Annotated in this window: 8 protein-coding genes; all 8 read right to left on the bottom strand. The window is 69.9% G+C overall.

All coding sequences use genetic code 11. The features are described from left to right. The coding region (locus BG61_RS09885) for an ATP-binding cassette domain-containing protein (protein WP_035941638.1) at positions 1-421 on the bottom strand (421 nt) is incomplete at its 3' end. Further along, positions 418-1164, bottom strand: a complete 747-nt coding sequence (locus BG61_RS09880) for an ABC transporter ATP-binding protein (protein ID WP_035925237.1) — start codon at positions 1162-1164, stop codon at positions 418-420. The genes BG61_RS09885 and BG61_RS09880, both read right to left, overlap by 4 nt. Next, positions 1161-2321 carry a branched-chain amino acid ABC transporter permease gene (locus BG61_RS09875; protein ID WP_075584140.1) on the bottom strand — a complete coding sequence of 387 codons (1161 nt, stop codon included), beginning with the start codon at positions 2319-2321 and terminating at the stop codon, positions 1161-1163. The genes BG61_RS09880 and BG61_RS09875 overlap by 4 nt, the downstream gene beginning before the upstream one ends. Next, complete coding sequence (locus BG61_RS09870; RefSeq protein ID WP_035925240.1) at positions 2314-3264, bottom strand: branched-chain amino acid ABC transporter permease; 951 nt, start codon at positions 3262-3264, stop codon at positions 2314-2316. The genes BG61_RS09875 and BG61_RS09870 overlap by 8 nt, the downstream gene beginning before the upstream one ends. A 2-nt stretch (positions 3265-3266) precedes the next feature. Then, the gene (locus BG61_RS09865) at positions 3267-3713 is read right to left on the bottom strand and encodes an acyl-CoA thioesterase (protein ID WP_035925242.1); all 447 of its coding nucleotides are present in this window, start codon (positions 3711-3713) and stop codon (positions 3267-3269) included. 3 nt (positions 3714-3716) lie between these two features. Further along, positions 3717-4865 carry an iron-containing alcohol dehydrogenase gene (locus BG61_RS09860; RefSeq protein ID WP_035925244.1) on the bottom strand — a complete coding sequence of 383 codons (1149 nt, stop codon included), beginning with the start codon at positions 4863-4865 and terminating at the stop codon, positions 3717-3719. Positions 4866-5062: 197 nt separating this feature from the next. Then, complete coding sequence (locus tag BG61_RS09855; protein ID WP_035925247.1) at positions 5063-5593, bottom strand: NUDIX domain-containing protein; 531 nt, start codon at positions 5591-5593, stop codon at positions 5063-5065. Positions 5594-5604: 11 nt separating this feature from the next. Beyond that, complete coding sequence (locus tag BG61_RS09850; protein WP_035925249.1) at positions 5605-6639, bottom strand: threonine aldolase family protein; 1035 nt, start codon at positions 6637-6639, stop codon at positions 5605-5607. Positions 6640-6663 lie beyond the last annotated feature (24 nt).

Genomic DNA, 6663 nt, shown 5'->3' with positions numbered 1-6663 from the left:
GCATCTGCTGCTCGCCGCCCGAGAGCGCGCCGGCCTTGACGGCATCCCGCTCGCGCAGCGCGGGAAAGAGCCGATGTGCGTCGTCGAGGGTGAAGCGCCGCGCGCGCGGCTTCGCGCCGAGCAGCAGGTTCTCGCGCACGGTGAGCGTCGGGAAGATGTCACGCGCCTCGGGCACGTAGCCGACCCCGAGGCGCGCGATGCGAAACGGCCGCATGCCCGCAAGCGCCACGCCGCGAAAGCTCGCCGTTCCCTGCCAGCGCACGAGACCCATGATCGCCCTGGCAAGCGTCGAGCGCCCCGAGCCGTTGCGCCCGCTCAAGGCCAGCACCTCGCCTTCGTCCATCGCGAGGTTCACGCCGTGCAGCACGTGACTCGCGCCGTACCACGCGTGCAGCGCCTCGATCTCGAGCAGCTTGCTCATGGCAGCGCCTCGTCGCCGAGATAGGCGTCGCGCACTACGCGGTTCGCGCGGATCTGCGCCGGCGTGCCCGTCGCGATCACACGGCCGCGCACGAGCACGGAGATGCGCTCGGCTATGCCGAACACCGCCTCCATGTCGTGCTCGACGATGAGAAGCGTCCGGCCTTCGGTCGTCGAGCGAATCAGCGCAAGGGCGCGCGCGCTCTCCGCGCGGTTCATGCCGGCGGTCGGCTCGTCGAGCAGCAATACCGGTGCGCGGGTGGCGAGCGCGATGCCGAGATCGAGCGCGCGCTGCTCCGCATAGCTCAGGCTCGCGGCCAGTTCGTCGCGGCGCGCCGCGAGGCCGATGGCGTCGAGGATGCGATCGGCCTCGCGGTCGATCGCGCGCGAACGCAGCCAGCGATCGATGCCGCGCGCCGAGGGCGCCCCGAGCACCGCGCAGCGCAGGTTGTCGACGACCGGCAGGCCCGCGAACACGCTCGTCGTCTGGAAGCTGCGCGCGAGGCCGTGCCGGCTGACCCGGTGCGGCGCCATCCCCGAGACGTCGGCGCCGTTGAGCACGACGCGGCCGCTGCTCGCCTGCGTGCGGCCGGAGATCACGTCAAAGAGCGTCGACTTGCCCGCACCGTTCGGGCCGATCAGCGCATGACGCTCGCCGCGCCCGATCGACAGGTCGATGCCGCGCAGAATCTGCGTCGCGCCGAAGCGCTTCGTGATCTGGTGCAGTTCGAGCGCGTGATTCATCGCGTGCTCCGGGCCGTGCGCATCAGGAGCGCGCCGCACGCGGAGCAAAGCAGCGCGGCGAGCCACGGCGTCCACGTGGTGCCGTCGAGCGCGATGCCCGCGATCTGGGCGCGGCCGCCGCCGCTGCTGTCGAACTGCATCGCGTAGGCGAGTTCGGTCACGATCACGATGGCAAGCACCCAGGCGATTGCAGCCAGTGTCCGGAACACGAGGGCCACGGGCGCGCGAGGCGCGCATAGCGTGCGGGCGAGCCCCGCGACGCCATCGGGCGCTGCCACCACGACCCACACGAAGAAGAGCCCCAGATACATCGGCCACGCAGGCGTCACGCTCGCCACCGCGACGCTGAAGAACGTCAGGAGCGCGGCACCCGCGACGGGCCCGAAGAACGACGCCGTGCCGCCGATCACGGTCGCGATCAGCACGCTGCCCGAGCGCGCGAGCCCGACGCCCTCGGCCGATGCAAGCTCCACGTTGATCAGCCCGAGCACGCCCGCGACGCCCGCGAAGAACGCCGCCACGACCGACATCGTGAAGCGCACGCGGCGCGGATCGAAGCCGATCGCCGCGGCGCGCGCGGCGTTGTCGCGCACCGCGTTGGCGAGCCGGGCCGTCGGCGTGCGCGTGAACGCGTACATGGCGGCGCACGCGAGCACGCACCACACGGCGATCAGCGCGTACGCCTCGCGCGCGGGGCCGAACGTCCACGCGAGGAGCGGCGCGCCGCCCGCGCGGTCGATCGGCACGCCGCCCTCGCCGCCGAACCAGCCCGGCACGAGCCACACGCAGGCCGCGACGAGCTCGCCGATGCCGAGCGTGATCATTGCGAAGGTGGTGCCCGCGCGGCGTGTCGAGACGAAGCCGAGAAGCACGCCCGCGAGCGCGCCCGCTGCGCCGCCGATGAGCGGCAACAGCGGCAGCGGCACGCCGTAGCGGTTGAACACGTGCGCCGCGGCGAACGCGGCGAGGCCCGCATAGGCCGCATGCCCGAACGACAGCAGCCCCGTCTGTCCCAGCAGCAGGTTGTAGGAAAGCGCGAAGACGATCATCGTCGCGGTCTGCGCGCAGTAGGCGAAGAGCCAGCTTTGCGACGGCAGGCACGCAGGAAGGCCGAGCGCCGCGACCAGCACGAGCCACGGAGCGAATCGGCTAGGCATCGTCCGCCCGCTCGCCGAAGAGTCCGCGCGGCCTCGCGCTCAGCATCGCGACGAGCAGCAGGTACGGCAGGAGTGGCGCGATCTGCGCCACCGAGAGCGACGCCCACGCGGGCGGCACCTGCGCGCCGGCAAGGGCCGCGATGCTGCCGAGCGACGCCGACGTCCCCACGGCGAACGTCTGCACGCAGCCGATCAGGAGCGAAGCCGCGAGCGCGCCGCCGAGCGAGCCCAGCCCGCCGATCACCACGACGACGAACACGATCGGCCCCATCGCATCGGCCATCGACGGTTCGATCACGAAGAGCGGCGCACCGATCACGCCGGCAAGCGCGGCAAGCGCCGTACCGACTCCGAACACCGTCGTGAAGACGCGCGGCACGTCATGGCCGAGCGTCTCGACGGTCGCCGGATGGGTGAGCGCCGCGCGCACGACGAGCCCCGTCTTCGACACGCGCAGGACCGCGTACAGCGCCGCGAGCATCGCGATCGAGAGCACCATCATGAATGCGCGATAGCGCGCAAAGGCTGCGCCGTAGAGCGTGAAGAGCGGCCCGTCGAGCAGCGCGGGAACCGGTGCGTCGAGCGGCGCGAGGCCCCAGGCGAGCTTCACCGCCTCGCCGATCAGATGGGCCGCGCCGAAGGTGAGCAGGAGTTCCGCGAGCGCGCCGCGCGCATGCACCCGGCGCAAGAGGAGCCGCTCGAAGAGCGCGCCCAGCACGCCGACGAGAAGCGGCGCCGCGATCATCGCGAACCAGAATCCGCCGCGCGCCGCGAGCGCGTAGCCGACGTACGCGCCGAGCATGTAGAAGCTCGCGTGCGCGAAGTTGAGCACGCCGAGCATGCTGAAGATCAGCGTGAGCCCGGCCGACAGCATGAACAGCAGCAGCCCGATGCTCACTCCGTTAAGCAGACTGAGCGCGAACCACTGGACGAACGGCTGCACGCCTATCCGTTCGCGAGCGGCGCGAGGGGCGCAAGCGCGGCGGCGAGCGCATCGGGCAGCGGAACCGGGCGGCGCGTCACGCGATCGACGTAGACGTGCACGAAATGTCCCTGCGCGGACGCCTCTTCGTCGCCCTCGCCGAAGATCGCCACTTCGTAGCGCACGCTCGTCGTGCCGAGTTTCGCCACGCGCAGCCCCGCCTCGATCCGCTGCGGAAACACCACCGGCGCGAAGTAGTTGCATTGCGTCTCGACGACGAGACCGATCGTCGCGCCGCCCTCGAAATCGAGCACGCCGGTGCGCAGCAGGTACTCGTTCACCACCGTGTCGAAGTAGCTGTAGTAGACGACGTTGTTCACATGGCCGTACACGTCGTTATCCGACCAGCGTGTCGTGATTGCGAGGACGTGCGGGAAATCGGCGCGCTTGGCGGGAATCGGCTTGCTCATCGTTTAAAGCGACTCCTCGAGCATGCGCCGGTAGTCCTCGGCGCTCGCTTCGCGCGGATTGGTCTTGTGGCAGTGATCCGCGAGCGCGCCCTTCACCACCTTGTCGAACATGGAAGGCTCCACGCCCATCTGCGAAAGCTGCGTCGGCAGCCCGAGGCGCGCGGTCATGTCGTGCAGCGCTTGCGCGAGATCGGCGTTCTCCGGCAGATTCATCACGCGGCGCATGCGCATGTAGCACCGGTTCGCCACCACGCTCGGCGCCGATGCGTTGAAGCGCAGCACGGCGGGCAGGACCACCGCGTTGAGCGTGCCGTGATGCAGCGACGTGCGCCCGTTCACCGCGAGCCCGCCAAGCGGATGCGACAGCGAATGCACGCAGCCCAGGCCCTTCTGGAACGCCATCGCGCCCTGCATCGACGCGCTCATCATGTTCAGGCGCGCGTCGCGGTCCTGGCCGTCCTGCGTCGCGCGCTCGATGTGCGCCCACGCGCGCTCCAGGCCGTCGAGCGCGATGCCGTCGGCGGGCGGGTTGAACGCGGGCGCGAGGAACGTCTCGATGCAGTGCGCGATCGCGTCCATGCCGGTGGCGGCCGTCAGGCCTGCGGGCAGCCCGAGCGTGAGCGACGGGTCGCAGACAGCCGACTTCGGCAGCAGATGCCACGAGTGAAAGCCGAGCTTGCGGCCGTCGTTCAGAATGATGATCGCGCCGCGCGCCACTTCGCTGCCGGTGCCCGACGTGGTCGGCACGGCGATCAACGGCGCGGCCTTTTCGGTGATCCGGTTGCTGCCGCCTTCGATGGTCGCGTATTCGGTGAGCGTGCCCGGATGCGTGGCCGCGATCGCGACGCCCTTCGCGAGATCGATCGACGAGCCGCCGCCCACGGCGATCAGGCCATCGCAGTGCTCGCTGCGGTACATGTCCGCGGCCTTCAGCACCATCGCTTCGGTCGGGTTCGACGGCGTTTCGTCGAAAACCGGCAACGCGCCGAGCTTCGCGGACTCGAGCACCCGCGCGGCGAGCCCCGCGGCGGCCACGCCCTTGTCGGTGATCACAAGCGGGCGCTTCATGCCCGTGCGCACGCACTCGTGCGAGAGCATGCCGAGCGCGTCGTAGCCGAGATGGATGTGCGTCAGATAGAAGATGAAGGCCATGGCGTGTGAGGGCGAGCGAAGTGGGCGTTCGGGCATGTTAGGAGCCGCGCGCAACGCGTGTCAACCTGCGTCGGCCGGCGTCGACCCGCGTCAGGCCGAACGCGCGAGCGCGCGGCGCGTCTGGCCCGCGCCGGCGGCCGGGCGTGACGGGGCGTGGGCGGTCATGGGCGGTCGTGACCGGTCGTGACCGATGTCGGCTATTGCCCCGGCCGGTCGACGTATTCGTACGGCAGGCCGCGCCGGCGCATCCACTCGGCCACCGCGTGTCCCGTTCCCGCGCGCCACGGTCTGAGGTTCGCGGGCTCGACGAGCCGGTATTCCAGCAGTTCGGGCGAGAGCGTGATGGTCCCGCTCGCCTTCACGTGATACGCGATGATCAGCTCGTTCTTGCGGATGAACTCGTACACGCCGACGAGTTCCGCCGACTGCACGACGAGCGACGTCTCCTCGAACACCTCGCGCGCGATGCCCTCTTCCGGCGTCTCGCCGTTCTCGAGAAAGCCGGTGATGAGCGCGAAGCGCCCTTCCGGCCACGCCGCGTTGCGCGCGAGCAGGACCCGCCCGTCATATTCGACGATCGCCGCGACCACCGGCAGCGGGTTGTCCCAGTGCACGTAGTGCGCCTCGGGGTCGGGGCAGGCGAGCCGCACGCGGCCGCCTTCGTGGTGCGGGTCGGTGCGCTCGACGAGTTCCTTCGCGCAGCGCGGGCAGTATCGGTAGTGGCTCATGGTTTCAGGGGTCATTGACGCGCGCAGAGCGCGCGGATTTCGTCGGTGAACTGCTCGACGGTTTCCTGTTTCGTGTCCCACGCGCACATCAGGCGGCAACCGCCCGAGCCGATGAACTGGTAGAACTTCCAGCCCCGCTCGCGCAGCGCGGCGGCCACGCGCGGCGGCAGTTCTGCGAACACCGCATTGGCCTGCGGCGTGAACAGCACCTTCACCTCGGGAATCGCGGCGAGGCGCCGGGCCATCAGTTGCGCCATCGCGTTGCCGTGGCGCGCGTTGCGCAGCCAGACGTCGTTGTCGAGCAGCCCGAGCCACGGCGCGGAGATGAAGCGCATCTTCGACGCAAGCTGCCCCGCCTGCTTCAGCCGGTATGCGAAGTCGGCGGCGAGCGCCTGGTCGAAGAAGACGACCGCCTCGCCCACCGGCAGGCCGTTCTTCGTGCCGCCGAAGCACAGCACGTCGACGCCCGCGCGCCACGTGATCTCCGACGGATGCACGTCGAGCGCGGCCACGGCGTTCGCGAAGCGCGCGCCGTCCATGTGCACCTTCAGGTGGCGGCGCTTCGCGATCGCCGCGATCGCGCGGATTTCCTCGACGCTGTAGACGGTGCCGACTTCCGTCGACTGCGTAAGCGTCACGACTTTCGGCTTCGGATAGTGGATGTCGGCGCGGCGCGTCACGATGGCTTCGATGGCGTCGGGCGTGAGCTTGCCGTTTTCGCCCGTCGCGGTGAGGAGCTTCGAGCCGCCGGAGAAGAATTCGGGGCCGCCGCATTCGTCCGTTTCGATGTGCGCGAGTTCGTGGCAGATCACCGAGTGATACGACTGGCAAAGCGACGCGAGCGCGAGCGAATTGGCCGCCGTGCCGTTGAAGACGAAGAAGACTTCGCAGTCGGTCTGGAACAGGTCGCGGATGCGGTCGCAGACCTGCTGCGTCCAGGAGTCGTCGCCGTAGGACGGCTCGTGGCCGCTGTTGTTGGCTTCGATCAGCGCGGCGAGCGCTTCGGGACAGATCCCGGCGTAATTGTCTGAGGCAAAGTGTTGCATGCGGTCCAGTGAAGGCAGGGAGGG

This window comes from Caballeronia glathei, from assembly GCF_000698595.1.
Lineage (GTDB): Bacteria > Pseudomonadota > Gammaproteobacteria > Burkholderiales > Burkholderiaceae > Caballeronia > Caballeronia glathei.
This window is presented reverse-complemented; position numbering and strand designations above follow the sequence as displayed.

Bases quoted from the DNA above. Each gene is read 5' to 3' on its own strand.
- BG61_RS09860 (WP_035925244.1), bottom strand. From the start codon at position 4,865: ATGGCCTTCATCTTCTATCTGACGCACATCCATCTCGGCTACGACGCG.
- BG61_RS09865 (WP_035925242.1), bottom strand. From the start codon at position 3,713: ATGAGCAAGCCGATTCCCGCCAAGCGCGCCGATTTCCCGCACGTCCTC.
- BG61_RS09850 (WP_035925249.1), bottom strand. From the start codon at position 6,639: ATGCAACACTTTGCCTCAGACAATTACGCCGGGATCTGTCCCGAAGCG.
- BG61_RS09875 (WP_075584140.1), bottom strand. From the start codon at position 2,321: ATGCCTAGCCGATTCGCTCCGTGGCTCGTGCTGGTCGCGGCGCTCGGC.
- BG61_RS09855 (WP_035925247.1), bottom strand. From the start codon at position 5,593: ATGAGCCACTACCGATACTGCCCGCGCTGCGCGAAGGAACTCGTCGAG.
- BG61_RS09880 (WP_035925237.1), bottom strand. From the start codon at position 1,164: ATGAATCACGCGCTCGAACTGCACCAGATCACGAAGCGCTTCGGCGCG.